The organism is Brevundimonas sp. UBA2503, assembly GCF_002341485.1.
Taxonomy (GTDB): domain Bacteria; phylum Pseudomonadota; class Alphaproteobacteria; order Caulobacterales; family Caulobacteraceae; genus Brevundimonas; species Brevundimonas halotolerans.
Genome location: NZ_DDOD01000010.1, coordinates 70,595 through 96,879 on the forward strand (window position 1 = coordinate 70,595; position 26,285 = coordinate 96,879).

Genomic DNA, 26,285 nt, shown 5'->3' on the forward strand with positions numbered 1-26,285 from the left:
GTGTCCGTTCTTGTCGTTTACCGGATCGGCAGGCCGTAGATCAGCCCGCCCGGTGTTGCGTTCCACTGTGCATTCAGGCCGCGGGCAAGGTCCAGTGCCGAATCCGATCCCAGATTGCGGGCGAAGACCTCGCCATAGTTCCCCACAGCAGAAATCGCCTGATACGCCCAGCGGTCCGACAGGCCCAGCCGCGTGCCGAACTCGCCCTCGACGCCCAGCAGACGGCGGATGCGCGGGTCGCGGGCCTCCTTTGCCTGATCCGCAACGGTATCGCGGGTGACGCCATATTCCTCGGCCAAGATCAGGGCATTCAGAGTCCAGCGGACCACCCGGGTCCAGTGGGGATCCTCGCGACGCACGATCGGACCCAGCGGCTCCTTGGAAATCACATCGGGCAGAATGGCGTGCTGTTCGGGATTGGCCAGGGTCGTGCGGGCGGCGGCCAATGCCGACACGTCGGCGGTGAAGGCATCGCAACGCTCCTCCCCATAGGCACGCCGGGCCTCTTCCTCGGTGGCCACCACCACGGCCTCATACTCCAGCCCGCGCAGGCGGAAATAGTCGGCCAGATTGAGCTGGGAGGTCGACTCGGCCTGAACGCAGATCCGGGCCCCGTTCAGCTCGGTCGCGCTGCCCAGATTGAGCGCGCGCCGCACCATGAAGCCCTGACCGTCGTAATAGTTGGTGCCGGCAAAGGAGACATCCTCGGTCACGTCGCGGTCCATGGTCCAGCTGGTGTTGCGCCACACCACATCGACCCGTCCCTCGCGCAGGGCGTCGAACCGCTGGGCGGTGGTCAGGGGCACGAACCGCACCGCATCCGGATCATTGAATATGGCGGCCGCCATGGCCCGGCAGAAGTCGACGTCAAAGCCGCGCCATTGGCCCCGGTTGTCGGTATAGGCAAAGCCGACCAGACCCTCATGAACCCCGCAGTTCAGACGCCCTCGACGGCGAACGGCGGCCAGGGTCGGGCCGATGGTGCCGGGCGCGGTCGCCTCGACCGGCGGCAGACCGGCCAGATCGTCATCCGGGGTGGCGGCCTTCTTGGCATCGTCACCGCCGCAAGCGGCCAGCACCAGCGCCGCCGCAAGGGCGGTCCCGGCGGCAAGCAGGCGATGAAAGCGTGACGGCGTGCGGTTCGTCATGACCGCCTTATAGACGGTATCCGCCCCCGCTTCGCAACCGCCCGGGCGAGGAAAGGCGGGGACGTGGTGACCGCCGTTGCGAGGCTTTCACGGCAATGCAATCCTGAGCCTCATGAAGGCATACCCCATGAAAGCGGTGATCAGCGGATTAGTTCTGGCCGGATCGGCTGCAGCCTGCTCAGCTCCTCGCGAGCCTGTGACTCTCGACATCGATCTCGGCGAGGGTCTGGCCGGACGTTGCGTGATCATCTATGAGCTTCAGCAGCGCGCCCGTTTCGGCCTGGCGACGTACTGGCCTGTGCACGTCGAAGAGTCCGGAGACGCCCGTATCGTGCGGGTGTCGAAATCTCTTTGCCCGGACCTGATGATCGAAACTCCGGGACGGTTCGCCGAACTCCTGAAACATGATGGGGGCAAAGCAACCGTCGACTTGACCGGTGCCCAAGGTTACGGGCGCTGTGATGCAATGGAGCCTAGCTCGCGCCGCGATCTCCTCGAGGAGCAACTCGCAACTGCAGGAACAGCAAGATGCGCCGGATGGTAAGCCGTGGGTAAGCTTCAGATCTGGAAACCGTGGCGCGCCCTGCAGGACTCGAACCTGCAACCGTCCGCTTAGAAGGCGGGTGCTCTATCCGGTTGAGCTAAGGGCGCCTCGGGTTCGCCGCAGAGCGGTGGCATGCGCCAGGGCTCAGTGCGTCCAGGGCTGTTTGCGGTGGGTGGCGAAATTGTCGGCATAGGCCTTGAGGATCAGCGGGGCCTCGTGCGGCTCCTGCAGACGGAAGGCGATTCCGTGGCGCTCGGCATAGGCGACGGCCTCGTCCCGGGTGTCAAAGGTCAGGCGAACCTGGCCGTTCATGTCGGTCGAACCGGTCCAGCCCATCAGCGGATCGATAAAGCGCGCAGACGCCGGCATGAACTCCAGAATCCAGGCGGCGGTCTTGGCCTTGCCCGACTGCATGGCGGTTTTCGCCGGTCTGTAGATACGCGCCAACATGTCCGTCTCGTTCGCCTCAAAGGGGCCCTCGCCCCGCGCTGACCCTCGTTTAGCGAGCGTCGCCCCGGCGGTCCAGCCGCCCGGCCCTTGGTCGGGGCGAGAGGATTCGAACCTCCGACCCTCTGCTCCCAAAGCAGATGCGCTACCAGGCTGCGCTACACCCCGACATCAAGGGACGGCTCTCATGCCACGCCCCCGCCCGGCCCGCAACGCGGATCAGCGATCGCAGGGCGCGTCGGTATCAAAGAAGGGATGGCGGACCCGGTCGCCGGGCTGCGCGCCGATCTCGCCCATGCGCCCGGCCCGGACCTCGAGCACGCCGTTGGCGGCGCCGCGCGAGGGATATGTGGTCTCGGTATAGGGGGTGGTGTGGGCCGCGATCGAGATGATGCAGCCCTGCGGATCCAGATAGACGATATCCAGCGAGCTGGGGGTGTTCAACATCCAGAAGCCGCGCTCGGCCGCCTCGGGATACTGGAACAGCATGCCCCGGTCGTCGGGCAGCGGAGGACGGTTCATCAGGCCCCGCTGGCGCTCTTCGAACTCGTCCGCGATCTCGACCTCGAAGTCGAAACTGCCCTTGGCGGTGACCACCGTCAGCGGCTCGACCGGCAGGGACTGCCCCCCGCTGCCCGTCACCGCGTCCTGGGCGCAGGCGCCGGTGAACAGCAGTGCCGCAAACAGGGCGGCGACGGGCAGGCTGCGGGTGAACGTCATCAGATCAACTGCAGGGCGTCTGGGTGTCGAAGAAGGGATGGCGGACCCGGTCGCCCGGCCCGGCCCCGATTTCACCCATGCGTCCGGCCCGGACCTCAAGCACGCCCTTGGCGGCGCCGTTCGAGGGATAGGTGGTCTCGGCATTGGGGGTGGTGTAGGCCGCGATCGAGATGATGCAGCCCTGCGGGTCCAGATAGACGATGTCGAGCGAGCTGGGGGTGTTCTGCATCCAGAAGGCGCGCTCGGCCGCATCCGGGAACTGAAACAGCATGCCCTTGTCGTCTTCGAGCGGCGGGCGGTACATCAGCCCCCGCGCCCGCTCGGCCTCGTCGTCGGCGATCTCGACGTCGAAGTCGAAACTGCCCTGATCCGTAACGACGCTGAGGGTTTCGACCGGCAGGGTCTGGCCGTCAGCCGAGCCGTCATCCTGGCTGCAGGCACCGGTGAACAGAAAGGCCGCCATGATCGCGGCTGCGGGAAGATAACGCTTCAACACCTGTTCCACCTCTTTCGTCAGGCGGACTGGTCTCCGCCCATTCTGATTTCCGCGACGACCAGGCCCTTGGGGCCCTCGGCGAAGCGAACCTGAACCGGATCGCCGGGCAACAGATCCTCGATGCCACACCGACGCAGGGTCTCGACGTGGACGAAGATATCGCCCTCGGCCTCATCGCGCACCACAAAACCATATCCCTTGGTGCGATTGAACCATTTCACGACGGCGGGTTGAAGCGGGAGGCCGGACAAGGGCTCGGCCGTGGCCGTCGACGGCGCATGGCCAAGGGCCCTCAGGCCATCATATCCGCTGCGCGTCGCGGGCGGATCGGCAGCCTCTTCGTCGTCGGATAGATCGAGTACCTCAAGCACCTGCCAGCCCTTGGGGCGGCGCACGCATTCGCAGCGGATGGACGCACCTTCGGGCGCGCTGTCCCGACCGGTGTCGCGCAGGCTGCTGATATGCAGCAGAACATCCTTGAGGTCCGTCATGTCCGGATCGTCCGGAACGATGAACCCGTATCCCTTTCCGGGATCAAACCACTTGACCTTGCCGACGATCTCGATCGTTCCCGGCGTATCAAGCCCCTCTAGGTCAGACACAGCAAAACACCCCCGCCCGCGAACAGCAGACACGGCCATGCTTAACACGGTTCTGTGAAGCCTGTGGAGTGCGAAAACGCCGGTTTTACGCCGCAGGTTGCCGCTGCGACGCAGTTGCAGGACCATCCCCGTCTCGAATCCGAACGGATGGCGCAATAAATTTCCGATGGGGGAAACCCCGCGTGGCAGTCCCTAGGGGAGCTTCTGGACCCTCACGACAACGCACTGACCCTATTGCTTTTTCCAATGAACACGGCCACTTAGCCGAAGGTCGTAGAGCAACTCGTAGAAATAACCGTAGAAAATGGCCCTCCGCGCGAGCCGCAAATCTAGGAAGCTTAACCCCGGCGTGTATGCGCGCCCGGACGGCAAACTTCAGGCCAAGATCGCCATCCCCGCTGATGTTCAGTTCGCATACGGACGGACCAGCGTCACCCGCTCCTTAAAGACGGATGACCCGGACGAAGCTAACCGGCGTCACGCCGAAATGGTCGCGAGCTTCAATGCAGGCTTCGACCTGATCCGACGTGGAACGGCGTCTAAGGCTTTCGAGGCGTTCGCTCTGAAGCTTCACGGCTCACAGTCAGAGGTTATCAGCGACCGCGCGGACAGGGGGTCGTTCACAGACGGGGCAAATCACTACCTATCGCCGACGTGGCGTCAGCGTCTCGACAGCGACAATCCGGAAGAGCTGGCGGCGACAGTCGGATGGGCGGCGGATTGGTTTTATGCGGAACAGCTAGGCTTGGACCCGGACGACCTCCCGCGCGAGCTGCGTGAATCTCACGCATATCGCCAAGTGATGCGGGAATGCGCCGAAATCCTGAAGGACTCTTGGCGCGCGGGCGTCGAGGCGGCGGAAGGTCGGACCATTACCCCTCCCCGCTATCCTGCCCTCAAATCCAAGGCCGATGAATCGGCGGACGGAAACCGTGCGCTGAACGACCGGGCGACGCTCCCGGTGTCCCGCTATTTCGAAGAGGTCTATTGTCCGGCGACGCTGGGCGAGCTGGGCGACACGGCGCTGAAGAACAAACGGCAGTCGATAGACCTCTTCACCGCGCTGATCGGTGACCCTGCCGTCTATCTCACGACGCGCGCCCAAGTCGGCGACTTCCAAGAGGCGCTGAAGCACCTTCCGGATGGCCGAAGGGTGACGGGCGACTTGGCAAACAAATCCAAGATTGAACTCGTAGCGATGCAACGGGCGGGGACGCTGAATCTCCCCCGGCTGGGCGCGACGACCATCGATAAGCACGTTCAGAACATCAAAACGCTGCTAGGCCACGCCTTTAAGAAGGGCCATGTCCGCATGAACCCGGCACTCGGGATCGAAGGCGTAAAGCCTACGGAGGCCAACGCGAAGACAGAGCGTCGTCCATTCACCCGCGCTGAAATCGAAACGATCTTCCGCCAGCCGATGTTCGCGGGCTGCGCTGCTGACACCGACCGGGGCGTCTATCAGCCCGGCAAAGTGATGATCCGGGATGAGCGGTTCTGGATTCCTGTGCTGCTGTTCCTCACCGGGGCACGGGCGAGCGAGGTCGCGGGCCTCGAAAAGGCGGACGTGAAGGTCGCAGACGGGACAGCTCGCATCGTTTTCCGATACTCGGCCCTCCGTCGCCTGAAGAACCGGGAGTCCGAACGAGTCATCCCGTTGCACCCTTGGGCGCTGAAGATGGGCTTCGCCGAATACGTCACGTCACTCCCGGAAGACACGCCCTATCTCTTCCCGAAAGTTGTGAAGGAAGGCCGCGATCCGAAGACCGGGAAGCTGACCGAAACCTCGCTCGGAGGAACATCGGTGTTCCGCAAGTTCAATCGGACCCTCTTGAAACACGTCGGCTTGGCCGCCGACCCAAGCGCAACACTCCATTCGTTCAGGCACGTCTTCGAAGACGCCATGACCGGGCGGGACATTCCGGAAGAGGTCATGTTCCGGCTGACGGGACGGACCATTGCGGGGAGCCGCCGCATCTATACGAAAAGCCTTCCACACGGAGAGGAAGCTCGCGACCTACGCGCCGAAGACTATATGCGACACGTAGAGCGTATAGATTTTGGCGGGGCCAACATTTCTTGGCTGTTTGCTAGATCGTAATATGTTACAATAGCCACGATGACTTCAGCGGAGTTGGTGGCTAGTTGGAAAGAAGGCAGTAAAGGCTTCTTCAAGTTTCTGGACGATGTAAAACCCGTCGTCCGGTCGTCGCATGGCGGCTTTATTCCATTCGTTCCGGGTCCGCGCGAGCAAGCCGAGATCGAACGGGCATTGGACGGGGATTACTCGACCCTCGTCTTCTCTTGGCCGCGTCGCCACGGGAAGACCGCGACCAGCGTCATGATAATCCTGTGGCGCTTTGTGACCCGGCGAACCGAAAACATTGCCATCGTCGCCAACTCCGAAAAGCAGGTCGTGGACACAGCCTTCCGGATGCTCCGGGACGCATTCGAGAACACCGCTTTCCTGAAGCGCCTCACCGGCTCCGGGAGCATCGACGTAGGGATCGATACAATCCGCTTCCCGGCCATGTCGTCCGTCATTCAAGCCTTCAGCGCGAACCCTTCAGCCCTATGGGGTAAGAAGCTGACGGCGGCGCAGATCAGCGAGCTTCACGCGGCCAAGAGCGACGACGTTCTGACCGCCCTCACCGGCTCTCTGATCGACAGCGCCGGGTCCGTCCTGCTGATCGATTCCACGGTCGGCCCCATGTCGTCGCCGCTCTATGCGCTCTATCAGGCGCACCAGCAGGGCGACGACCCGTCCCTCTTCTTCAGTCATGTCCAATACGCGGACCTAGATGACGCTTGCGCCAATAGCCCGCCGTGGATCGATCCGGTTCGCCTTCGCGCGGCCTCGCGCCGGATGCTCCCCCGGACCTTTGGCCTCTATCACCTGAACCGCTGGGGCGACGCTTCGAACCTCTTGCTGGACGAAGAGACGCTGAAGCAATGCACGGCTGAAACCTACCTCTCCGATCCGAAGGCTCTGTCGGCGGGCGCGAGCTATGTCGTTAGCGCCGGACTGGACAGAGCGTTCGGCGGCTCGAAACATGGCGACGCGACCGTGACGACGTGCGTCGTGAAGACGACCGTGGACGACGAAGAACACTACTACGTCCTCGATAGCGACGTGGTGCTGTTCTCCCGCCTCGGAGGCATCAAATCCAACTTCCGGCGCTATCATCGGGAATGGGGGATGACCCGGCTTGGCCTCGAAACCTACGGAGCGCAGGACGTCTTCGATTGGGCGCAGCTAGAGCCGTTCGCGGACGGGACGGAGCTTATTACCCCCTCTAGGAAGGCGCAGTATCAAGCCTTCACCACGCTGGCGACCGCTGCCGCCGAAGGGCGGCTTCATATTGATCCCCGGTTCTCGCGCCTCATCGAAGAGCTGAAGACGTTCGAGATCACGGAGGACGGCAAGGAGACGGTCGGAAACGAAGCCCTCCCGAAGTTTGGTCACGCGCGGGGCAAGCATGACGACGCCGTCTACAGCTTGGCTTGGGCCATTCACGCCCAACGGGACGTCACCCTGAACCCCTATGAGATCGCGGGCATCCGATGCACGGATACGGGAGCTTCACGACGCATTTGCGCCCTTAACGGCGGGAACGTGGTCCCGCTCTGCGCCAGCTCTTGCCGGTCGATGCGCCACGCATACGAGCTTTTCGACCAGTATGCGGGCCGGACCCCGTCCAATAACCTCCCATTCGAGGTATTCGCACGCGAAAAGCTGAAGAATGTGGGTAGCCATACTATAGCACGGTAGATTTTGCTGTTGCTGTATAGCCATTTCGTGATAGAATATACACTTCATGATTTGGCTGGACAAGGAGAAGAAGGAGTTCATCGATCTTGTTAAATCCTCGCAAGCGAGGAAGGATCGCGCACGTGAGGCTCTTAACTTCTTCGACGACCAGCAAGACGACACCACGCTAGCCCTGATCCGGAAGCGTTTCGCTTCGTCAGAAAGCTTCCGCGTCTTCACCGTCAATATGGTCCGCAAGGTCGTTTCGCGACGCGCGACGGCCTATCGCATCCCACCCACTCGCACGTTCGAAGGCTGGGATCAGCAAGCGGGCAACGCACTCTATCAAGCTGCCAACGTGGACGCCGTGATGAAGCGGGCGTCCAAGCTGACCAAGCTGCTGAAGACGACGGCTCTACAGGTCCGCTATGGCGACCACGGCCTTTCCCTGTCGGTTCTGACCCCGCACATTCTGGACGCTGTCTATGATGAGCCGGAACATCCTTCCCGGCTGATCGTCACCCACAGTTCGCCGGACACGAACCGCACCACCTACAGCGATTGGACGGCCACCGGCTTTCGTCGCCGGGACGCCCAAGGCCGACCGATCACGGTCCCCGGCAACGCCGGAGGCGTAAACCCCTACGGCACCCTCCCCTTCGTTCCGCTCTTCGACCGGCTTCCGGACAGCGCCTTCTTCCTTCCGGGTGGCGACGACCTGATCGGATCGCAAAAGGCGTTGAACGTCGGTCTGGTAAACCTCTTCCGGTCGATTGAGCTACAGGCTCACGGACAGGCGGTGGCGAAGGGGCTCCCGGTTGGCGATCCCATCGCGACCGGCCCGGACAAGGTGATCTTGCTCCCCCCGGACGGGGAGTTCAGCTACGCCGCGCCGAACGCGCCTATCGCGGATATCCTCGCTGCCCTTGAGTTCCTGATGCGCCAGACCGCCGCGTCGAACGACGTCGGGGCTGACGTATTCGACCTGTCGAAGCGGGCGGAATCGGGAAGCGCAAAATCCGTCGAACGCCTCGATCTCCGGGAGGCTCGCCAAGACGATATTGCACTGTGGCGGCAATACGAAACCCGGCTCTTCGAAGTCATCAAGCGCGTCGTGAACACCCACGCTCCCGGCACCATCCCGGAAGGGGCGACCGTCCGCGTCGATTTCGGGGAGCTTCAGGACAACCTCACCGAAGCCGAGCTTCTGGAAAATCTGAAGGTCAAAGCCGAGCTGGGGGTTTCCTCACCGGTAGACGCCATCCTCGCCCTGAACCCGGACGGCTTCGCATCCCGCGAAGACGCCTACCGGGAACTGCTGCGCCGTAAGGCCGAAACGCAAGAGCTACTGCTAACGCTCTGAAAGGACTCATCCCCATGACCGATGCGACCGACGCTACGCCCTCCGAACAAATCGATGGCAAGCCCGATGTCACTTCTGAGATCGCCCGCATAGACAAGGCCCTCGCTTCGCTGGAACACGACTCCCAAGCGTTCCGAAGTTCCTTCGATTACGACGGTCTGATCGCTGAACTGGACACGCTCATTCCGGAAGATCAGCGGAAGGATGCCCCCGCAAACGCTTCAGCAATCGACCGCGTCTTTCACAAGATGACGGCGGCGCTGGCGGCGGCGAAGCGTCCGGTCGTTCCGGTGACGGACACCGCCAAACCTTCCCTCGAAACCCCGGCTGAAGACCTCTCGTGTCTGCCTCCCCACGTCCGTATCGCGCGGGGCTACGCGGCCTGATCGCCGCTCTCTGACTGACCAAACAACGGCGGACCCAAGTGTCCGCAGAAAGGATTTCCCGTGACCCTAAATGCTGACGCAGGTCGAATGGTCCAAGCTTAACCCCACCCCTCTCCAATCTGGCGTAGTCGAGGTTTTCGCCCAAACCTCCCCCATCCTCGCCCTCTGCCCTTTCCAGAGCATCGCCGGTTCGGCTTACGCCTATAACCGCGAAGAAAGCCTCCCCGGTGTCGAGTTCCGCACGTGGAACGAAGCCTATTCGGAGAGCACGGGCGTCGTCTCCCCGCATACCGAAGTCCTCACCATGCTGGGCGGGGATTCGGATTACGACACCGCCGCGATCGCCATGCAGACGGGCGATAACGCGACGCGAGCCATCTACGACACACTGAAGTCGAAGGCGCTGGCGCAGAAGTGGACGCGCACCTTCTTCGGCGGCGATGCGACCGCCAATCCGAAGGAGTTTGACGGCCTCGAACGCCGCCTGATCGGCGATCAAATCATTTCGGCTGGCGCGAACGGCGGCGCTCTGACGTTCGCCATGCTGGATGAACTGGTGGATGCGGTCCAAGGGACGCCGTCCGCGATCTTCATGCGGAAAGGGACCATCCGGGCCTATCGCTCGCTGCTGCGAACGGCGGGCGGCATCACTCCGGAACACATCATGGTCCCGGAGTTCGGTCGCGCGGTCCTCGCGCACAATGGCGTCCCGCTGCTGGCCATCGAAGAAGACACGGCGGGCAACCAAGTCCTGTCCGGAGAGGAAACCCAAGGCACGAACGATGAGACCTGTTCGGCCTATGCGATCCGCTTCGGCCCGGACGCGCTGCACGGCATTCAGACCGCCCCGGTGAGCGTCCGCGACTTGGGCGAGATCGATGAGAAGCCCGCTCTGCGGACCCGCATCGAATGGTTCTCCGGACTGGTCCTGAAGAACGGTCGCTGCGCCGCCCGCCTGAAGGGTCTGACCAACGTCTAAGGAAACCGTCTCCGGCCTTCCAAGTGACCGGAGACGCGAGCGGCCCGCCGAACTTTAGCAGAGGCACGGCGGGCCTCTCAAAACGCGACGGATGCCCCGGTCATGGAAAACATGGGGCCTCCGTCATGCGGACGGCGAGCCATTGGAAATCTGAGTTCCGATGGCTCGCCTCACCCGCCCGGAACATCACCATGCCCGACTATTACGCGGATGACCTGTCGTCAGACCAAAGCTACGTCACGCTGGAACGCGCTGACGAAATCCTGTCGCAGACCCTTACCGGAAAGACGTGGACCGAACGTGCGGCCCGCGACCGCCAGCTTGCCAATGATGACCCGGAGCACGTCCCGCAACGCGAGGATGACAAGAACGCTCTACGCGACGCCACCGCCGTCCTAGACGACCTCGCATGGAAGGGCAGACCGGTAGCGATCAACCAGCCCCTCGCCTTCCCTCGTCGCCTCCACGACGCTCAAGGACGCCTGATCGCTGGCGTCCCGTTCGGAGTCGAAAAAGCAACGGCACTTCTTGCGGCTCACCTTCTAGAGACCGAAGGCCAAAGCATCACGCCCGACCTCTTCCAGAGCTATCGCGTCGGCGAAAGCAGCGGCGTTTTCCGCGCAAAGACGCCCGACGCCCTTCCCAAACACGTCCGCGCCGTCCTCACGGGACTAGTCGAAGGAGCGACGTCCTGGACGCCGGTTCGCCCGTGACGGAGATCCCTGACTATTTCGATGAGCGCGCTGCTGAACTCGAAGCCGAGATCAGGGCGGCTCTTGTTCGGGCCTATGACGCTACGGCGGCCGGAATCGATATCGACAAGCTGGCCGACGCCATCGCGACCGGCGACGACATCGCAATCGCTGAAGCCCTGAAGATGGATGAAGGCCTTTTGTCTGTCCTCGACTACCAGCTCGGGGCGGGCCTCTTTTACGTCCTGCTAGGCGGGATGATCCTCGCCATGAAGGCATTCGCCACGCGCTACCGGAGCCGGGTGGATACCTCCTCGCACGTCCCGCGACTGAGAGAAGAGCTGCGCCGGAACGTCGTCACGGCACTCGCCCGCCGTGGACGTGACGCGGCCTTGGAGACGATCCGCGTTCTATCGAGAGCTGGACTGGACCCTCGCCAGATTGCCATTGCGACACGCCAGAACATCGGCCTGTCTCCCGCCCAAGCGAAGTCCGCAGCCTATTTCTATCGCGCGCTTCAGGCCGCCCTTACGCATCCGCAAGCGGTGAGGACGAAGAACGGCGTCACTCTCCCGGAGCGAGCCCGCCGGTCGATCCGCGACCTCGCCCATCATTCGCTGAATGCCGCCCAACGCTCGGTCCTGACGAAAGCCATCAGCGGCGAACTCACAGAGAAGGAAGTCGCGCGTCTGGTTACCCGACACGCTCGCGTCCTGACGGACTATCGCCAGCGGATCATCGCACAACAGGAAGCAGCCCGGACCATCCACGCGGGAGAGTATCTTGCCTTCAAACAGGGGAAGGCGAACCGAAGCCTGCCCCGCGACGCACGACGCTTTTGGATGACCATGGGCGACGAAAGAGTGCGCCACAGTCACGCAATGATCCCCGGAATGAACCCCCAAGGAGTGGACGCAAATCAGCCGTTCCAAACACCCTTGGGCCCGATCCTCTATCCGCCTTTGGAAGAGAACTGTCGCTGTCGCGTGGTCGTTCGGAACGGGGAAGCGGAGGGGGTCAGATAAGTCCGGGAGGGACCGGTCTCATAGAAGCGGCCCGCTCTCCCCTCCCCCTCAAACCTACATGCCAGACACGGCCCGCCCGGAAAGGAGGGCGACACTATGGACGACTACGAAAACCAGCTCACCAGCCCGGCGCTATCGACGATCTACAGCTTGGAAATCGCGGGCCGAAAAGTGGACGGACGGACCCTGTCCGCCCGCGCCTTCAAGGTGATTGCGGGGGACTTGCTTCACCAGCTCGCTCGGCTTCCAAAACCTTCTGAGGCGATCCTTCTGAGACAGGCGGCGACCCTCGCCTTCCTTTGCGACCGGGACACCGCTTGCCTGATGGCCGGTGAGCCCTTCGACGAAGAGAACTATCGCCGGAATGCACAAGCGTTAGGCGCTGTCCTCATCAAACTAGGCATGGCGCAAAAGAGCCGGGACGTGACGAAGGGCGGATCGAAGGGCAGCGATCCGTTCGCCGATGCGATCAACGCGACGTATCGAGAGACTTGAAATCGCCCCCCACCCCCCTAACGTCGTCAGTAACAGTCGGGAATGGGGATATCGATGCTACTGCGTTTAATGCTGAGTGGTTCTGCTGTGTTAGAGACAACTTCCGATGTAGTCCCGCCGCCCGGCAGCTCCGTGAGCTTCCAGATGAGGGTGGCGAAAGAGGACTTCGCGGCTGGCACCACCGTTTCTGCCGTCGTTTCAGATGACCTTCCGCCCCATTTCGAATGGAAAAATGGCACCGCTATCTGTGAGGTAGAAATCGGCGACGTGGTGGATTTCGGCAGCGACGCCGACGACTAGGATAACAGTCGATAAACAGAAGCGCGCCCCATACCGAGCTTCTTCGCTATCTCTGTCGCGCCCATCCCTTGCGCCTTCAGCTCCGCAACGCGATGGGCGGGGAGCTTAGCCGGGCGTCCCTTGTAGACGCCCTTGGCCTTAGCCTTCTCGATACCCTCGCGCTGTCGATCCTTCCGGAGATCGGTTTCGAACTCTGCGAAGGCCGCAAGCATATTGAGCATCAGGCGACCGTTGGCCGTCGTGGTGTCCACAGTGGCTTGATCTAGCACCTTGAAGCCGATCTCGCGCTTGGTCAGGTCCGCGACAATGGCCGCAAGGTCAGCTACGGAACGGGCAAGGCGATCCATCCGCGTCACAATGAGAACGTCACCACGGCGGGCGAAGCGGAGCGCAGCCGTCAGTTCCTCGCGCCCATCCGTTGAAGTGCCTGATCGCTTCTCCGCAAAGATTTCTTCAGCGCCCGCCGCCTTCAGCTTTTCGAGCTGAACTTCCAAGCTTTGCCCGGCGCTGGACACCCGCGCATATCCGATGATCGCCATTTGGCCTCCGGTGTATCGTTTAGTTCTAGACCCTATCATCTAGCACCGGATTTCTTTCTAAGACAACCAAATAAGACGCCCAATCGACCTATTTCGTGGATCGTGAGACGTTTTCTATGGGTATAGCCAAACGACACATTCTGTTTGACAGATTCGGCGGCTTGAGGTAGGGTCAGAGGGTAGAGTTCGGAGACGTGGCACCTCCTTTTGGAGGGCAGAGGCGGGGCAGACCCACCCACTCCGGAACAGAATGGCGCTCCCCTGAGCGAGCGCCGGTTGATCCCCAATCGAAAGCCGGGCTTACTCCGCTAGAGAGAGGGAGCGGCGATGTTCGGTTTTGCAGACAAAGAGACGCCGGAAACGGCACGGCTCATCTTCCTTCGGTCGCAGGAGATCGGGCGTCGGTTCCTAGACTTGCCGTTCGATGAAGCGGGCGAACTGGTCAAACGCAACTTTGCGCCAGAACACTGCTACGTCACCTACAACCATATCGGCATGACTTATGCCGAACTCCCAGACTTTAGCTTCAACATCATGGACATGGTCGGAAGCAACAGCCTGACAATCTTCGGCGGCGGCAAATACGACGGCTTCATGCTTCAGAGGGACGCCAGCGGCGACCGGCTACATATCGACGTGGAGAAGCCGATCTCTCGCCCGCTCGGCCCCAAGGCAGTGAAGCTAGCTACGTTTTTTCAGAAGAACTACGGTGCGACCAATCCTCGGGAGACAGTCAAGCGCGCCCTCGGCGTCAGGTAGACTCCCCTTCTTCGTCTGCCTGCCCCGCCAGATGATGCGCCCGGAGAAGCGCGGTCGTGAAGTCACCCTTAAGCAGCCAGCCCCCGATGTCAGTCAGGTAGGTAAGCGTGACTTCCGGATCGGCGTCGTGATCCGGGACAGGTAGACCCATCCGCTCGGCATCGATCATCACCATGTCTAGGCTCGCCATGGCGTTTCGCTGATCTTGAGCGGAACGTGACCACCTCTGAAGCTGCGAAATCTGATGGGTTAAGTGCAGCATCCGGACGCCTAGAGCCCTCTCTTTGGAATGGGGCGGCTTGGTGTTTCGGCTTAGGAACGAACGGACTTTCAACGCGGCCAAGCCGATCAATAGCCCTAGAACGAATGTCGCTATGACTAGGACCGCAGGCCGCTCGACGAACGCAAGGATCGCGTTGGACGGGGCAGCATCGGGAACAAGCTGATCCAGCTTGTGCGCTTTCGCCACCCGCTCAATGTTCAGCGCAACAATGGTCGTCGCCACTAAGGCAACTAGCCACGCCGACGCCCTGCCGATCAGCTTCATACCGATGCCTAAGAATCACCTGTGCCGCCAATATACATCCGGGCAAATCGCTTAGGGCGAAAAGGGCGAGGATGGCCGGTCTCGGCTCAATCTAGCCTGTGGAGATATCGGCCACCCCCGGATTGGCAGCTCCGGACCTCAGTTCATAGTATTGCGTTCGAAAATCGGACGCTGTTCGAAAATCGAACACTTAGACTATGTGGCCCGTTACTTATTTTATGATTGATATACGGTGCAGCAACGCATACAATAGTGTCGTTATGACAGAACTGGCAATCCAACCCGTAGAACCCAAGCGGAAGATGATGGCGCTTCCGATTCCCACACACAAACTCGTCAGCCGCATCGCCGCCCTTCGCGGACAATCGATTAGCGACACGCTCTACACCGTCTTCCGGGAAGAGCTGCGCCGTCAGCAAGACGGCACCCCTTGGGCGCTCTGCCCCGCCCCCTTCAGTATCAAACCGACCTATCTCGAAACCGGCTGCGGCGTTCTGGTTTGGCACCCGCAAATCGAAAGCCTGATCTTGAACCGGCGTGAGGCAACCGACCTTGCGGAAGCCATCAGCGCCGCCGCTGTCGGCACCAATCCCCGCTTCAAGCTCAAAACTGAACTGAATGGCCGAAACGTCAGGGTCATCCTCGGTGGGCGCTATGTCGGCCTGTCGGTTGATGGCGAGTCCGCGACCATGACCTTCCCGACCGCAATCGACGTTGCCGACGCCCTGAAATCGGCAAGCGTCCACGCCGGGCCGATCCCGGTTGGCGAGACGCACTAAGTGTCCCGCGAAAGGCTTATCAGCGAACTTGAAGACTGGCGTGTCCGGCACAATGCCGGATGGGCGTTGACGCTCTCTCTAGGCGTATCGCCCATGGGTCGCTTCGATCCGGACGTCAGCCTCAAGCCGCATCTAAGGAAGCTCTTCCGCAATCTGGAACGCGAGGTTTTCGGCCTAAGCCGTCGCGCCAGTGAGCGTCAGGATCGCGACGCCGCATTCTTCTTCGCAGGCCTCTGTGAGAGCCACGACAAGTTCGGACGGCCTTGGCCTCACATCCACGGCGCGATTGCCCTTGGCGGGCATTCTGAAGCCCTCTTGAGGGGTGTTCTCCGGGATCGCTGGGGCAAGGACGAAAACCCGGAGAAGGCGGCTGTAATCGCCTCTGAGGGCATTGCCGTCCACTGCCCGTCTCGGGAGATCGCGCCCCGTGGCGTGGTCAACCGCCCCACCTATCGCCCATCGTTCTGCCTGAAGCCGCTCTTCAGCGACTATTGGCTGGGCGTCTATTCAATCAAATCGATGCCGACCACGAACGCTTCACTCTGGCCCGCTTCCTACATCCTCAATCTAAGCACTCCGAAACCACTTCCAATCGCCGCATAGACGACACCACGCATCGCCGAACAACAGAACAAGAAGTCCCCATAGATCACCGTCGCCGGGGCAGGATCACGGCGTAGCTAGTCCACGTCGCCAGACCGACAATCAGACCGACCACACCGGGAGCTTTTGAAAGGCGGCTCACCGGAATGGTGAAGCATTGCCTGAACCCCGGTCACTCGACCGGCCACCCAACCAAATCAAATCATCAATCGAGAAACAGAGCGCGGGTTACCGGAGCGAAGCGAAGGCAAGCCCGCTCCGGGGAGCCGCAGGCGACCCGCCATCCATCATCCCATCATCAAAGCTCGGGGAAGCAAATGACCACGAAAGCCGAACTGATCGATCTCGATCACTACTGCGAACTCATGGATCAATCAGTCATGATCGAGATCGTTCAGGACGGGGAGCTGAACCTCCATTTCCTGAAGCATCCTGATCGCGGCTACCTCACCGCTGTTCAGGCCGGGAATGGCGTTCTGATCGTCTCCGGTGAGTATGTGGACCTTCGGGAGCGCGTCTTCAGGGTCGCGGCATAGCGTCCGCTTTCCGGCAAAGCGCCCATGTCCGCTCTCGACCCAAAGCGGACATCGGACTGTTTCAGGCGACGCCATTGCAGCGGGCTGAAAGCACGCGACGGCTTTCATAGTCGATTGAGAGCGTCACGACTGAGCAGCCACCATCAAAGATGACGGGGAATGGCTCCTCAATGTGGATGTCACGACGACCGCGCCGCAGAGCCTCCTCGGACGGCTGTGGGGTCGGTCCCAAGTCCTCCATACCATTCGCCGTGTAACGGGAGGTCCGCCAGTCGGATGGGTGAAGCTCGATAGGCGGTGCAAAAACCGCTTCGACAATCGCCCTCCCATCAAGCTCGACCATTCGGTAGTAGCGAGCATACTCGCTGACTGGCTTGGGATCGCCGCTGCGCATGGGGTCTGTATCGTCCAGAGCCGCGCGCAAATCGAGTGCGCCTTCGAAATGTTGAGCCCATTCACGGGTCACGGTCGGGGATTGAGCGACAACAACAGTCTGCCATGCGGCTGCTGCCAAACCACCCAACAACATCACTATGGTCAAAGACCTCATCGGTTAAACAAAGCGCGCATCGGACCGGAGCGCAAGTTCGCTTCCCACCCTGAGGCGACGGTCCGCTACCGACCCATTGCGGACATTCCAGACCCAACTGCTTTATTTGATCACTGCGAGGGGCTCCAAAGTCCCACTTCTGTCGGCACACGCCGCAATAATGCCCGTAGATGGGTCGCTGATACAGGCATCGCGAAATCGAGCGCGCAGGACGATCTGTCCGGGTGCGTGTTTACGCGCGACGGAGTCGAACCAAGCACTTCGCCCGATACCAAGATAATAGGGGAAGTCGCTGTCAACCTCTTCCGCTGACCCGAATATGCCGCAAGAGAGAGGCTGGCAGGACTCAAGCCAGCCAGCCACCGTGACTTCTTGACCGTCCAGCGTCCGGGCGTTTTCAACTATTTCACGCACACTGAGCGTGCGCTCGCCGCTGACGCCGACACACCCGGCGAGCAACAAGAACGCGAATGGCAAAAGGCGGATCATAACGCCAACGTTACGCTTAGGCCGGCCGGCCCGCAATGTCCGCTTCCCACCCATAGCGGACATTCCGCGAGTCCGCTTCGGGACTGAAGCGGGGCCTTTCGACCCCGCCATTGCGATCAGCTGAACGTCGTCGGGGGCTCGCCCTTGGGAAGGGCCCCATACCGAGCAGTCAGCTCTTCAAGAGTCGATGCTTCAGACCCCACAAACCACTCTTCAAGCTCCCCGGTATGAGGGTTGAAACACGCTGCAATGCCATTCCAAAGGCTCCGAACCGTCGCTGACTTCGGGTCGCCTTTGCCCTCAAGATACAGAGCCCAACGCTCGGCGCGATCCCTCTCGGCCTTCAAGACGCCCGTGACTTCGCCGATGTCCGGATCGCACTTCGGATTGGCGGAGGTGTTCGCACGCCATGCCCGCCAGACGAGCACTTTGAGGACTTCGTCCTCATCGTAGGCTTCTTCGATATAGGTGTTGAGGTCGTTCAGCGTGGCCTTCGGGGCATCATCGCCGGTATCGCTCACGCAACTCGCGATCACTTCCCACGTAGGGGCAAAATGCGAGGGGACGTTGTTCTTCATATCTTGACGTTCTCCGCCCCACTGAGCGGCCAGAGCGACCGCCCTTCCGGGAGCGGCTATCCATCTATAAGACCCGGACGAGAATGTCGCATGGCGAATGTCGCGCTATATTATGCTTTAAAACCTGTCTGTTATGGGGCTTTTTGACCCGCCAGAGGGCCGATCTTGCCTTCAGGCTCAAATCACGCTCGTCTTTCCCAATGCCAAGGAAATACGCACCTCGCCGGGATGACGACCGCGCCGTCTTTATCGACTGCTTCCTTTGCCGCCAGCCGTTTCGTTTCGGCGCGCACATCTATGACGGGCGGGGCATCGGCGATTGGGGAGTAACCTTCTGCCGAACTTGCATCAGCGGGAACCACGACGGGATCGTGCTGGAGAGCCATCCTCGCCTTGTCGCCCATCTGAAGGAGCGCGGGATTGAGATTCGTCTCAACGCACGTGGTTGGCTCGACATCCCGAGCTAAAATGCGGGATCGGCTCTATCCCCCGGGGAATGACGTCGTGGACGTAACGAAACAACAAGCTAGGCTAGATCGAAAGGGAGATCAGACTTGCTATCCACGGAAGGCCCGCTCGGCGAAGTTAGGGCAAAGCGACATGACGGAACCCCCGTCTTCATCAGCGTCTATCGGAAGCGTGGCTCGGTCTATCTGAGCTTGGGCGGAAAAAGTCACCCGGTTCACCCTTCCAACCTTCGCCGGGAAAACGGCTACGCCTTGGAGGCTATGCTGGTCTTTCACGTGACGGACCCCGAATATCACCCGCTCTAGGGACGATAAAATCCATGTGCCCTCTGATCTGGTCCAGCTTCAGTTGGGAGGCGTTCGCCACGATCTTCGCGGGCGTCCTCGCGTTCATCGCCGGAGGCGGGGCGATTATTGGCGCGATCATAATCGGAAAGCGACAGGCGGCGATCCTAAAAGAGCAGACGGCGATCCAAGCCCGTCAGGCCCTAATCGCTGAGCGGGCGCTCGATATCGAAGAGCTGAAGGTCCGCACCGAACTCTTCAAGGATCGCTTCGAGGTCTACCAAGCGACTCGGGAATGGCTGAACTTCATTGTCATGTATGCCCGCCTTCCCGGAACCGCCGGTCAAGATATCGATCCCGTAGAGGGCGAGCGAGAAATGCACGCCGCGTTCTTCCAACAGCTCGACAGGGCGCGGTTCCTATTTCGACCATCCGTCTATGATCGACTGAATGGAATCGTCGATCAGGGTTGGGCGATGCGGCTTAGTCAACGGAAGGCTTCGCGGGCGAAGGATGACGAGGCCAGAGTGAAGTTTATCGACGCCGAGCACGATGCCTTGAACAGCTTGAGCCAAGCCCATTCCGAGCTGAGCGCCATCTTCGGTGAAGAGCTGAACTTGAGTAGCCACGGAAGCGTTCACGGCGACCTTCCGACGCCTCCCGCCGACGCCAACTGAGCGACTGGTCCATTGGCGAATGGACCGGGGCGATTCCCCCAAATAGATGCAAAAAGTTCGTAGAAAAAACCGTAGAAAACTGCGCCCCAAGTGGGGTGTAACTACTTGATTTTAAGGGAAAATCCCGCGCTGGCAGTCCCTAGGGGAATCGAACCCCTCTTTTCAGGTTGAAAACCTGACGTCCTAACCGATAGACGAAGGGACCGCTGCGCGGGAGGACGGCGATATAGCGGGCGATTCCGGCGCTTGCAACCCTCTTTGGCGAACTGAATCGATCAGGCGCGTCGCGGGTCGGCGACATCGTCGATTTCGAACTGGACGCCGCGTCGGCCATTCCAGTCGTCGGGCTTGAGACGACCGACGATATTCAGGGCGTCACCCGCCGCCAGGGCCTGACCGCTCTCCTGATCGGCACAACGCCAGGCGACCGCGCGCAGCGACCGGCCATCGGCCCCGCGCAGCAGACAACGCAAATGCCCGCCCTTCATGGGTCGCACGTCAACGGCCCGGACCCGCTCGAGCGCGAAGACCGGCTCGGGGTTACCGGGACCGAAAGGCGCCAGTTTCTCGAACGACTCGAACAGGGCCCGATCCGCCGCACCCGGCTCGATCAGGGCATCGATCAGGACAGCGTCCAGCGCGCGCGCCGCCTCGGTGTCGGTCTGGGCCGAAAGGGTCTGGTTCAGATAGTCGCGCAAGGCATCAATGCGGTCGATGCGCACCGTCAGCCCCGCCGCCATGGCGTGCCCGCCCCCCGCCAGCACTACGCCCTCGTCAAAGGCCTGCTGGACGGCACGGCCCAGGTTGTATCCCGCTTGCGACCGGCCCGAGCCCTTGCCGATGCCGTTGATGGTGTCCAGGCCGATGACCACCACGGGCTTGCGCCAGCGTTCCCGCAGACGCCCGGCGACGATGCCAACCACGCCGGGATGCCAGCCCTCGCCCGCGATGACGGCGGCAGCAACGGACGGATGCTCGACACCCATGGCCTCGCCCTGACGGACGGCGGCCTCGGTGACTTCGGCCTCGACCTCGCGCCGGGCGATATTCAGCGCATCCAGCTCGCGGGCCAGGGCCATGGCCTCGGTCGGGTCGTCGGTCGACAACAGGCGCGCGCCCAGATCGGCCCGACCGATCCGCCCACCGGCATTGATGCGCGGGCCAAGGATAAAGCCCGCATGATTGCTCTTGGCCTCGCCGGGTTCGCTGCCGGCGACGTCCAGCAGGGCCTTCAGCCCGGGGTTGGCCCAGGAGGACATGACCTGCAGCCCCAGCCGCGCCAGCGCCCGGTTGAAGCCCGTCAGGGCGGTAACGTCGCAGATGGCGCCCAGCGCCGCGAGATCCAGCCAGCGGCGCAGGTCCGGTTCGCTCCGCTCCTCGAACAGGCCGCGCCTGCGGGCCTCACGATTGAGCGCTGCCAGAAGGACGAAGACCACGCCCGCCGCCGCCAGATTGCCCTGTCCCGAGCGACAGTCGGCGCGGTTGGGGTTGACCACGGCCAGACAGGCTGGCGCCTCGCCGCGCATCAGGTGGTGGTCAATGACCACGACGCCGAGCTGGATGTCAGCCGCATGAGCCAGGGCGATTTCGGCCGCCGCGCCGCAGTCGACGGTAATGACCAGATCGGCCCCGGCGGCCTTGAGCGTGTCGAACGCCCGGGGACTGGGGCCATAGCCCTCGGTCAGGCGGTCGGGGACATAGAGGGGCAGGTCGTGGCCCATCTCGCGGAACCAGCGGACCAGCAGGGCCGCGCTGGACGCACCGTCCACGTCATAGTCGGCAAAGACATGGATGTTGGCCCGACGCTCCAGCGCATCGACGATGGCCGAGGCCGCGGCGTCCATATCGGCAAAGCTGGACGGATCCGGGAACAGGGCGCGCAGGGTCGGATCAAGGAAGTCGGCCCCCTCCTCCGGCCGGACCCCGCGTGAGGCCAGGGCACGGGCCAGCGGCTCGCCCAGACCCAGCGACTGGGCATGGGCCCGCGCCACGGCCGGGTCATAGGGGCGCTCGCGCCACTGGCGCCCGGACAGCGAGCGTTCGACCCCGAGAAAAGCCGGTGTGTCAGAAGGTGCGGACCCGTCCACCGTTCCGTCAGGCCGGGCGCGAGGTGCGGATGCGGCGCACCGTGCGCGTAAAGGAGTCCATCACCAGCGTATGGGTTTCGATCCGCCCGCCGACATGACGGACTCCATCCAGCATGGCGCCCTTGGTGACGCCCGTGGCGACGAAGATGGCATCCTTCGACACCAGCTCATGCAGGTCATAGGTGCGGTCAAAGTCGGTGACGCCGGTGCGCTCGGCGCGCGCGCGCTCATCGTCGTTGCGGAAGATCAACCGGCCCTGGAAATGGCCGCCGACGCATTTCAGGGCAGCTGCCGCCAGCACGCCCTCGGGCGCCCCGCCGGATCCGAGGTACAGGTCGATCCCGGTCTCGGGCTCGGCCGTATGGATGACGCCTGCCACGTCGCCGTCGGTGATCAACAGCACCCGGGCCCCGACCTCGCGCAGGGCGGCGATCAACTCGGCGTGGCGCGGACGGTCCATGACACAGACGGTGATGTCGGATGGGCTGACCCCCTTGGCCGAGGCCAGCGAGCGGACATTGTCCTGCGGCGACATTCCCAGATCGACCGTGCCCGGGGCATAGCCGGGGCCAATGGCGATCTTGTCCATATAGGTGTCGGGCGCGTGCAGCATGCCGCCGCCCGGCGACATGGCCAGCACGGTCAGGGCATTGGCCATGGCCTTGGCCGTAAGCGTCGTGCCTTCCAGCGGGTCCAGCGCGATGTCGATGGCCGGACCTTTGCCGGTGCCGACTTTCTCGCCGATGTAGAGCATGGGGGCTTCGTCGCGCTCGCCCTCGCCGATCACGATCTTGCCGTCGATATCGAGCGCGTTCAGGGCCGTGCGCATGGCGTCGACCGCCAGTTGATCGGCGGCCTTTTCGTCGCCGCGCCCGATCTGGGCATAGCTGGCGATGGCGGCCAATTCGGCGACTTCGGCGGCCTCGAACGGCAGGCTGGCGGCGTAGGGTTTGGCGTCCTGGGCCATGGGTGTCTCCTGAGGGTGCGTGACCCCTGCGGTCCGCGCCAGTTTCTTGGTGTCAGATGTCAGCGTCTGGGAACGGGCGGAGGGGCGCGGCCCCGGTCGCGCAGACCCTGGGCGAAGGCTTCGACCTCCCCCCGCGTCTGGAGGGTCGCCGGGGCGATGGGCCGCGAGGCGATGTCCTCGGCGATCCGGCGGGCGAAACCTTCGGGATCGTCGAGCGTCCAGTCGATGGCGGCGACGTCGGCAGCCGTGGCCGCCGAGGTTGTGTTGAGCGCCGCGACCTGGACCGAGACAGCGGCCGCGTCGGGGGCAGCTGTGCCCTGGCGCGGAAAGTTTCGCCATTCCGGATAGCGGCGATTCTCGTCGACGAGGGCGACGATTCGCGGCGAAAGCGGCGCGACCGTGCTGTCCGTGACGGGATCCGGCGTGGCGCAGCCGACCGCTCCTGCGGCCAGCACAGTGCCGAGGCCGACCACCGTCCACTTTTTCGTCCGCTGCGCATTCATCTCGGGCACGGTCATATGCCATGATCCCCCCGCAAGAAAGGGCAAGGACGCGATCCGGCACGCCGTTGTGATGTGCCCCTCGTGACGCCGTGCCCGACGAGAGGATCCCATGGCCAAACGCCCGACCGACTCCACGACGCCCCCGAAGACCGCAGGCAAGACGGCACCGGCGCGGGCGCCGCGCAAGTCGGGGCGACCGACCTCGGCCAAGCGCCCGGCGAAGCCACGCGCCGCCAAGGCCAAACCCGAGGCGGCCCCGAAGGTGGAGGCCGAGGCCAGGGCTGCCCCCTCCCCCGCAGCCGCGCCGGATGAAGCCCTGCCTGATCTGGAGGCCCTGTCGATGAACCTGGCCCGGGCCGCGATGATGGCCCAGGCCGCCATGGCCGAATCGGCGATGAGCCAGGCGGGACGGCCGCCGTCGCTGAACCCCGACCCGTTCAATGTCGGCCCGGCCATGGCCTCGGTGATGAGCGGGCTGGCCGCGCGACCGGACAAGCTGTTCCAGGCCCAGGCCGATCTGTTCTCGCGCTATATGGACCTGTGGTCCTCGACCGCCAGCCAGACGCAGGGCGTGCCCGCCGCCGAACCGCGCCCCGACAAGCGGTTCAAGGACCCGGCGTGGAGCGAGAACCCGACCTTCGACATCATGCGCCGGTCCTATCAGCTGTCGGCCGACTGGATGAATGAGCTGGTGTCGTCGGTCGAGGACATCGATCCCCGCACCAAGCGCCGGGCCGAGTTCTTCACCCGTCTGCTGACCGATGCCTTCTCGCCCTCGAACTTCCTCGCCTCCAACCCCGCCGCGCTGAAGGCGCTGGCCGAGAGCAATGGCGAGTCACTGGTGAAGGGGATGCAGAACTTTGCGGCCGACATGGAGCGCGGCGGCGGCACGCTGAAGATCAGCCAGGCGGACTATGGCCGGTTCAAGGTCGGCGAGAACGTCGCCACCGCCCCGGGCCAGGTCGTCTGGCGCGATGATCTGTTCGAGCTGATCCAGTACGCGCCGGCGACGGAACAGCAGCACCAGATCCCGCTGCTGATCTTCCCGCCCTGGATCAACAAATTCTACATCCTGGACCTGCAGCCGGCCAATTCCATGATCCGCTGGCTGTCGGCCCAGGGGTTCAGCGTGTTCGTGTGCTCATGGGTCAATCCCGAGGCGGACAAGGCCAGCTACGGCTTTGACGACTATCTGGAGAAGGGCCTCTATCGCGCCATCGACAAGGTGCGCGAGCAGTGCGGGACGGAGACGGTCAACACGGTCGGCTACTGCATCGGCGGGACGCTGATGGGCGCGGCGCTGGGCCATATGGCGGCGACGGGGCGCAAGGATGTGGGCGCTACCACCTTCTTTGCCGCCCAGCACGACTTTGCCGAGGCCGGGGACCTGTTGCTGTTCACCGATGAGCATTGGCTGGAAGAGATCGAGCGCCAGATGGACGAGGCGGGCGGCGTGCTGCCCGGCAGCGCCATGGCCGACACCTTCAATGCCCTGCGGGCCAACGATCTGATCTGGTCCTTCTTCGTCTCCAACTATCTGATGGGCAAGGACCCGCCGGTGTTCGACCTGCTGTTCTGGAATGCGGACCAGACGCGGATGCCCAAGCGGCTGCACATGGACTATCTGCGCTCGATGTACGGCCGAAATGCCCTGACGGCGGGCGAGTTCGAGCTGGGCGGGGTGCGGATTGATCTGTCGAAGGTGACGATCCCGCTCTACTTCCAGGCCAGCCGCGAGGACCATATCGCCCCGACCCGGTCGGTCTATCGCTCGGCGCGGGCCTTCTCGGGCGCCGATGTGACGCTGACCCTGGCGGGCTCGGGGCATATCGCCGGCGTGATCAACCCGCCGTCCGCGAAGAAGTATGCCCACTGGACCAATGACGCCCTGCCCGGGACGTTCGACGACTGGATGGCGGGGTCGAAAGAGCATCCGGGCAGCTGGTGGCCGCACTGGGCCGAATGGCTGGCGGAGCGGTCGGGGGCAATGGTCGCCGCGCGCGATCCGGAGAAGGGCCCGCTGCCCTCGCTTGAGCCCGCCCCCGGCAGCTATGTGAAGGTGCGCTCGTGAGGTCGGTGGGGCCCAATCTGCTGCTGGCGATCACCACGGGCACGGCCTATGCGCTGCAGGTGCTGACGACCTCCGTCTATGGCCGGACGGACCAGACGCTCAAGTACGTCCTTCTGGCCCTGCTGGTGCCCGCCCTGTTCGTCGTCATGAACGGCTGGCTGCTGAAGCGCATGGGACGGGCGCCCCTGCCGCTGGTCCATATCGATACGCCCGGCACGGCCATGTGGGCGCTGGTCTTCCCGCTGCTGACCCTGATCGGGGCGGCCATTCCGGTGTTTGTCCCCGGCTATGACTACGGCCTGCTCATCGTCATCGCCGGGGTCTGGGTGGGCCTGACGGTCCAGTCGGCGCTGGCGGCCCGCAAGGCCTAGGCCGGCCGGAAGGTCAGGGCGACGCCGTTGTTGCAGTAGCGTTTTCCGGTCGGGCGCGGGCCGTCGTTGAAGACGTGGCCCTGATGCCCCAGACAGCGGGCACAGTGGTATTCGGTGCGCGGCACGCCGATGAGGTAGTCGGTCTTGGTGCCGATGTTGCGGGACATGACGTCCCGGAAGCTGGGCCAGCCGGTGCGGGAATCGTACTTCCAGCGCGACTCGAACAGCGGCAGCTCACAGCCCCGGCACAGGAAGGTGCCCGAGCGGCTCTCGTCATCCAGCGGGCTGCTGTAGGGGCGCTCGGTCGCCTCCTCGCGTAGCACCGCATAGGACAGGCCCGGCAGGCGCGCCCGCCACTGCGCCTCGGTCAGGCGGCGAAAGGGCGAATCGGCAAAGCGCGGATCGCCCGCGCTGGCGGTCTCGGACGAGCACCCCGCAAGGGTCAGGCCGCCGAGGCCGGCCAGCAGGGATCGACGGTGAAGGATCGGGTGGGTCATGTTCCGATATACGACGGGCCGATCCGAAAGGT

General features: G+C 63.1%; 30 protein-coding genes and 3 tRNA genes. 17 read left to right on the forward strand and 16 right to left on the reverse strand.

Annotated features, from left to right (window positions below; translation table 11 throughout):
* Window positions 1-17: 17 nt before the first annotated feature.
* On the reverse strand, window positions 18-1,148 hold the full coding sequence (locus B4K74_RS05035; protein WP_286692024.1) for an amino acid ABC transporter substrate-binding protein: 1,131 nt from the start codon (window positions 1,146-1,148) through the stop codon (window positions 18-20).
* Window positions 1,149-1,275: 127 nt separating this feature from the next.
* On the opposite strand from B4K74_RS05035, the gene B4K74_RS05040 reads away from it, so the two are divergent.
* The gene (locus tag B4K74_RS05040; RefSeq protein WP_286692025.1) at window positions 1,276-1,692 is read left to right on the forward strand and encodes a hypothetical protein; all 417 of its coding nucleotides are present in this window, start codon (window positions 1,276-1,278) and stop codon (window positions 1,690-1,692) included.
* Between the two features lie 30 nt (window positions 1,693-1,722).
* Here B4K74_RS05040 and B4K74_RS05045 read toward each other — a convergent pair.
* The 6 genes from B4K74_RS05045 to B4K74_RS05070 all read right to left on the reverse strand — a co-directional run bounded on the left by B4K74_RS05045 (window position 1,723) and on the right by B4K74_RS05070 (window position 4,083).
* Window positions 1,723-1,799: transfer RNA gene (locus tag B4K74_RS05045), tRNA-Arg, on the reverse strand.
* A 37-nt stretch (window positions 1,800-1,836) separates the two neighbouring features.
* The gene (locus B4K74_RS05050; protein WP_286692026.1) at window positions 1,837-2,142 is read right to left on the reverse strand and encodes an ETC complex I subunit; all 306 of its coding nucleotides are present in this window, start codon (window positions 2,140-2,142) and stop codon (window positions 1,837-1,839) included.
* 88 nt (window positions 2,143-2,230) lie between these two features.
* Window positions 2,231-2,307 (reverse strand) — tRNA-Pro (locus B4K74_RS05055).
* Between the two features lie 51 nt (window positions 2,308-2,358).
* Window positions 2,359-2,859, reverse strand: coding sequence for a DUF192 domain-containing protein (locus B4K74_RS05060; protein WP_286692027.1), 501 nt, complete (start codon window positions 2,857-2,859; stop codon window positions 2,359-2,361).
* A 4-nt stretch (window positions 2,860-2,863) separates the two neighbouring features.
* Window positions 2,864-3,355 carry a DUF192 domain-containing protein gene (locus tag B4K74_RS05065; protein ID WP_414630917.1) on the reverse strand — a complete coding sequence of 164 codons (492 nt, stop codon included), beginning with the start codon at window positions 3,353-3,355 and terminating at the stop codon, window positions 2,864-2,866.
* A gap of 17 nt (window positions 3,356-3,372) precedes the next feature.
* Entirely contained in the window at window positions 3,373-4,083 is a 711-nt protein-coding gene (locus B4K74_RS05070) for a cold-shock protein (RefSeq protein WP_311716671.1), read from the reverse strand.
* 178 nt (window positions 4,084-4,261) lie between these two features.
* Here B4K74_RS05070 and B4K74_RS05075 point away from each other — a divergent pair, with 178 nt between their 5' ends.
* The 9 genes from B4K74_RS05075 to B4K74_RS05115 all read left to right on the forward strand — a co-directional run bounded on the left by B4K74_RS05075 (window position 4,262) and on the right by B4K74_RS05115 (window position 12,948).
* Window positions 4,262-6,058 (forward strand): DUF6538 domain-containing protein, encoded by a 1,797-nt coding sequence (locus B4K74_RS05075; protein ID WP_286692029.1) that lies wholly within the window; start codon window positions 4,262-4,264, stop codon window positions 6,056-6,058.
* Window positions 6,059-6,076: 18 nt separating this feature from the next.
* Window positions 6,077-7,729 carry a terminase large subunit domain-containing protein gene (locus tag B4K74_RS05080; RefSeq protein WP_286692030.1) on the forward strand — a complete coding sequence of 551 codons (1,653 nt, stop codon included), beginning with the start codon at window positions 6,077-6,079 and terminating at the stop codon, window positions 7,727-7,729.
* A 46-nt stretch (window positions 7,730-7,775) separates the two neighbouring features.
* On the forward strand, window positions 7,776-9,071 hold the full coding sequence (locus B4K74_RS05085; protein ID WP_286692031.1) for a hypothetical protein: 1,296 nt from the start codon (window positions 7,776-7,778) through the stop codon (window positions 9,069-9,071).
* 14 nt (window positions 9,072-9,085) lie between these two features.
* The gene (locus B4K74_RS05090) at window positions 9,086-9,457 is read left to right on the forward strand and encodes a hypothetical protein (protein ID WP_286692032.1); all 372 of its coding nucleotides are present in this window, start codon (window positions 9,086-9,088) and stop codon (window positions 9,455-9,457) included.
* 70 nt (window positions 9,458-9,527) lie between these two features.
* Window positions 9,528-10,436 carry a major capsid protein gene (locus B4K74_RS05095; RefSeq protein ID WP_286692033.1) on the forward strand — a complete coding sequence of 303 codons (909 nt, stop codon included), beginning with the start codon at window positions 9,528-9,530 and terminating at the stop codon, window positions 10,434-10,436.
* Window positions 10,437-10,627: 191 nt separating this feature from the next.
* Window positions 10,628-11,149 (forward strand): DnaT-like ssDNA-binding protein, encoded by a 522-nt coding sequence (locus B4K74_RS05100; protein ID WP_286692034.1) that lies wholly within the window; start codon window positions 10,628-10,630, stop codon window positions 11,147-11,149.
* A complete protein-coding gene (locus tag B4K74_RS05105) occupies window positions 11,146-12,153 on the forward strand; it encodes a phage minor head protein (protein WP_286692035.1) in 1,008 nt (335 codons plus the stop codon). Before B4K74_RS05100 ends, B4K74_RS05105 begins: the two co-directional genes overlap by 4 nt.
* Before the next feature lie 96 nt (window positions 12,154-12,249).
* Window positions 12,250-12,648: a hypothetical protein gene (locus B4K74_RS05110; protein WP_286692036.1), complete on the forward strand. Its 399-nt coding sequence runs from the start codon at window positions 12,250-12,252 to the stop codon at window positions 12,646-12,648.
* A 132-nt stretch (window positions 12,649-12,780) separates the two neighbouring features.
* A complete protein-coding gene (locus B4K74_RS05115; RefSeq protein WP_286692037.1) occupies window positions 12,781-12,948 on the forward strand; it encodes a hypothetical protein in 168 nt (55 codons plus the stop codon).
* Here B4K74_RS05115 and B4K74_RS05120 read toward each other — a convergent pair.
* Window positions 12,945-13,487 carry a recombinase family protein gene (locus B4K74_RS05120; RefSeq protein ID WP_286692038.1) on the reverse strand — a complete coding sequence of 181 codons (543 nt, stop codon included), beginning with the start codon at window positions 13,485-13,487 and terminating at the stop codon, window positions 12,945-12,947. The two genes, B4K74_RS05115 and B4K74_RS05120, sit on opposite strands and share 4 nt — an antisense overlap.
* A 327-nt stretch (window positions 13,488-13,814) precedes the next feature.
* Between B4K74_RS05120 and B4K74_RS05125 the strand changes: the two genes are divergently transcribed.
* On the forward strand, window positions 13,815-14,246 hold the full coding sequence (locus B4K74_RS05125) for a hypothetical protein (RefSeq protein WP_286692039.1): 432 nt from the start codon (window positions 13,815-13,817) through the stop codon (window positions 14,244-14,246).
* Here B4K74_RS05125 and B4K74_RS05130 read toward each other — a convergent pair.
* Entirely contained in the window at window positions 14,239-14,793 is a 555-nt protein-coding gene (locus B4K74_RS05130) for a hypothetical protein (RefSeq protein WP_286692040.1), read from the reverse strand. The genes B4K74_RS05125 and B4K74_RS05130 overlap by 8 nt on opposite strands.
* 260 nt (window positions 14,794-15,053) lie before the next feature.
* On the opposite strand from B4K74_RS05130, the gene B4K74_RS05135 reads away from it, so the two are divergent.
* The 3 genes from B4K74_RS05135 (at window position 15,054) to B4K74_RS05145 (ending at window position 16,711) form a co-directional block, all read left to right on the forward strand.
* Complete coding sequence (locus B4K74_RS05135; RefSeq protein ID WP_286692041.1) at window positions 15,054-15,572, forward strand: hypothetical protein; 519 nt, start codon at window positions 15,054-15,056, stop codon at window positions 15,570-15,572.
* Window positions 15,573-15,665: 93 nt separating this feature from the next.
* Window positions 15,666-16,175 (forward strand): hypothetical protein, encoded by a 510-nt coding sequence (locus tag B4K74_RS05140; RefSeq protein ID WP_286692042.1) that lies wholly within the window; start codon window positions 15,666-15,668, stop codon window positions 16,173-16,175.
* Window positions 16,176-16,492: 317 nt separating this feature from the next.
* Entirely contained in the window at window positions 16,493-16,711 is a 219-nt protein-coding gene (locus tag B4K74_RS05145; protein WP_286692043.1) for a hypothetical protein, read from the forward strand.
* Window positions 16,712-16,772: 61 nt separating this feature from the next.
* Here B4K74_RS05145 and B4K74_RS05150 read toward each other — a convergent pair whose 3' ends face one another.
* Window positions 16,773-17,252: a hypothetical protein gene (locus B4K74_RS05150; protein WP_286692044.1), complete on the reverse strand. Its 480-nt coding sequence runs from the start codon at window positions 17,250-17,252 to the stop codon at window positions 16,773-16,775.
* Between the two features lie 614 nt (window positions 17,253-17,866).
* The gene (locus tag B4K74_RS05155) at window positions 17,867-18,328 is read right to left on the reverse strand and encodes a hypothetical protein (RefSeq protein WP_286692045.1); all 462 of its coding nucleotides are present in this window, start codon (window positions 18,326-18,328) and stop codon (window positions 17,867-17,869) included.
* A 787-nt stretch (window positions 18,329-19,115) separates the two neighbouring features.
* Between B4K74_RS05155 and B4K74_RS05160 the strand changes: the two genes are divergently transcribed.
* Window positions 19,116-19,757 (forward strand): hypothetical protein, encoded by a 642-nt coding sequence (locus tag B4K74_RS05160; protein ID WP_286692046.1) that lies wholly within the window; start codon window positions 19,116-19,118, stop codon window positions 19,755-19,757.
* Between the two features lie 130 nt (window positions 19,758-19,887).
* Here the strand turns inward: B4K74_RS05160 and B4K74_RS05165 are convergent.
* From B4K74_RS05165 to B4K74_RS05180, 4 genes are all read right to left on the reverse strand, one after another.
* A tRNA-Glu gene (locus tag B4K74_RS05165) sits at window positions 19,888-19,962 on the reverse strand.
* Between the two features lie 70 nt (window positions 19,963-20,032).
* Entirely contained in the window at window positions 20,033-21,844 is a 1,812-nt protein-coding gene (recJ, locus tag B4K74_RS05170) for a single-stranded-DNA-specific exonuclease RecJ (RefSeq protein WP_286692047.1), read from the reverse strand.
* A 7-nt stretch (window positions 21,845-21,851) separates the two neighbouring features.
* Window positions 21,852-22,811, reverse strand: a complete 960-nt coding sequence (gene glpX / locus B4K74_RS05175) for a class II fructose-bisphosphatase (RefSeq protein WP_123286650.1) — start codon at window positions 22,809-22,811, stop codon at window positions 21,852-21,854.
* Between the two features lie 59 nt (window positions 22,812-22,870).
* A complete protein-coding gene (locus tag B4K74_RS05180; protein WP_286692048.1) occupies window positions 22,871-23,329 on the reverse strand; it encodes a hypothetical protein in 459 nt (152 codons plus the stop codon).
* Window positions 23,330-23,423: 94 nt separating this feature from the next.
* Between B4K74_RS05180 and phaC the strand changes: the two genes are divergently transcribed.
* Together phaC and B4K74_RS05190 are read left to right on the forward strand one after the other, a co-directional pair.
* Complete coding sequence (gene phaC / locus B4K74_RS05185; RefSeq protein ID WP_286692049.1) at window positions 23,424-25,385, forward strand: class I poly(R)-hydroxyalkanoic acid synthase; 1,962 nt, start codon at window positions 23,424-23,426, stop codon at window positions 25,383-25,385.
* Complete coding sequence (locus B4K74_RS05190) at window positions 25,382-25,756, forward strand: hypothetical protein (RefSeq protein WP_286692050.1); 375 nt, start codon at window positions 25,382-25,384, stop codon at window positions 25,754-25,756. Before phaC ends, B4K74_RS05190 begins: the two co-directional genes overlap by 4 nt.
* Here B4K74_RS05190 and msrB read toward each other — a convergent pair.
* The gene (msrB, locus tag B4K74_RS05195; RefSeq protein ID WP_286692051.1) at window positions 25,753-26,253 is read right to left on the reverse strand and encodes a peptide-methionine (R)-S-oxide reductase MsrB; all 501 of its coding nucleotides are present in this window, start codon (window positions 26,251-26,253) and stop codon (window positions 25,753-25,755) included. The genes B4K74_RS05190 and msrB overlap by 4 nt on opposite strands.
* Window positions 26,254-26,285: the final 32 nt, after the last annotated feature.